Here is a 1812-nt window from a genome sequence, read left to right as displayed (position 1 = left end):
GGTCCCGCCCCGGCCCCGCCCCGGTCCGACCCCGGCCCCGCCCCGGTTCACCGGGTCCACCCGACCTGACGGGTTGGATCTGCGCGCCGCACCGCCCCGCGGGTGCACACTGGAACGCATGACCCTGCCCCCGGAGATCCTCGTCGGCCCGATGCTGCGCTACGTCGACAGCACCGACGCCACGGTGTGGGTGGAGGTGTCGGCGCCGTGCGAGGTGACCATCCGTGCCGGCGACGAGGTGGTCACCGAGCGTTCGTGGGGCGTGCACGGCCACCACTTCGCGGTACTGCACCTGTGCCGGCTGCCCGAGGGCGAGATGACGCCGTACGAGGTGTCGCTCGATGACCGGCTCGCCTGGCCCGTCGACCCGGGTCGGCCCAGCGTGATCCGCACGCCTCGCGCCGACGACACGGTGCGGCTGGCGTTCGGGTCGTGCCGGCGTGGGGAGAGCCAGACCCCGGTGGCGCTGCGCAGGATCGGTGCCGACGCACTGGTCGCCCTGGCGCACCGCATGGCGCACTCCCCGCAGGAGGAGTGGCCGGACGCGATGCTCCTGCTCGGCGACCAGGTGTACGCCGACATCCCCAGCCGGGAGATCTCCGAGCGGCTGGCCGAGCGTCGGCGCGCGGGCGGTGGCCCGCAGTCGGTGCGGGACTCTGCCGGCGCCGGGGGAGACCGCGACGTCTCCGACGAGATCTGCGATTTCGAGGAGTACTCCTGGCTGTACCACGAGTCGTGGCGTGACGCGGATGTGCGCTGGTTGCTATCGACGGTGCCGAGCTGCATGATTCTCGATGACCACGACCTGCGCGACGACTGGAACTCCTCCCACGCGTGGCGTCGCGAGATGACCGCCCAGCCGTGGTGGAGCGACCGGGTGATCGGCGCGTTCGGCAGCTACTTCGTCTATCAGCACCTGGGCAATCTCGCCCCCGACGAGCTGGAGCGAAACGAGATGTACCGGGCGTTGCGGTCCGCCGGTTCGGACGCGGAGAGGGAGTCGCTGCTGGACGACTTCGCGCTGTCCACCGATTCCGAGCGCCGCACCGAGCAGTGGAGCTTCAAGCGTGACTTCGGTCGGGTGCGGGTGGTGATGCTCGACGTGCGGGCGTCGCGGCATCTGGACCCGCAGGACCGGCGGGTCATGGACGCCAATGAATGGCAGTGGACGCGCGAGTCCTGCCTGGACGCGGACGTGGACCACCTGGTGATCGGCTCGTCCCTCCCGGCGTTCATGCTGCCGGCCCTGCACAACCTCGAGGGCTGGAACGAGGCGGTGTCCCGGGACCGGCCCGGCAAGCCGGCCACCGCGCGGGTCGGCGAGTGGATCCGCCTGGCCGTGGACCTCGAGCACTGGGCGGCGTTCCGGAACAGCTTCGACGATCTGGTGGGTCTGCTCACCGAGGTGGCCGCGGGCGATCACGGGCCCGCGCCCGCGTCGATCCTCCTGCTGGGCGGCGACGTGCACTGCTCCTACCTGGAGGAAATCGACCTCACCGCGGAGCGGGTGGCGGACTCGCCGACCCGCGTCCATCAGCTGGTGATGTCGCCGTTCCGCAATCCTCTACAGAAGTCGATCCGGGCGGTGAACCGTCTGTCGGTCCGGGAGCCCGTGCCCGCCCTGACGCGACGGCTGGCCCGGGCGGTGGGGGTGCGGGAGCCCGAGGCGCGGTGGCGGGTCACCGACGGACTCTGGTTCGACAACGGGGTGATGACCCTCGTACTGCGCGGCCGCCGCGCCACGGTGCAGGTCGATCACGCCACCGTCGAGTGGCCCGCGCGCGGACTGGGCAAGGCCCTCACCCTGTTGCC

At 71.6% G+C, this 1812-nt stretch carries 1 protein-coding gene; it reads left to right on the top strand.

The genetic code is table 11. The annotated features are described in order from the left end of the window. Positions 1 to 118: 118 nt before the first annotated feature. Positions 119 to 1812, top strand: a 1694-nt coding sequence (locus tag G6024_RS11245; RefSeq protein WP_182640367.1) for an alkaline phosphatase D family protein, incomplete at its 3' end; no start/stop codon positions are given.

Origin of the sequence: Dietzia maris, from assembly GCF_014144855.1 — a bacterium.
GTDB classification, from domain to species: domain Bacteria; phylum Actinomycetota; class Actinomycetes; order Mycobacteriales; family Mycobacteriaceae; genus Dietzia; species Dietzia kunjamensis.
This window is presented reverse-complemented; position numbering and strand designations above follow the sequence as displayed.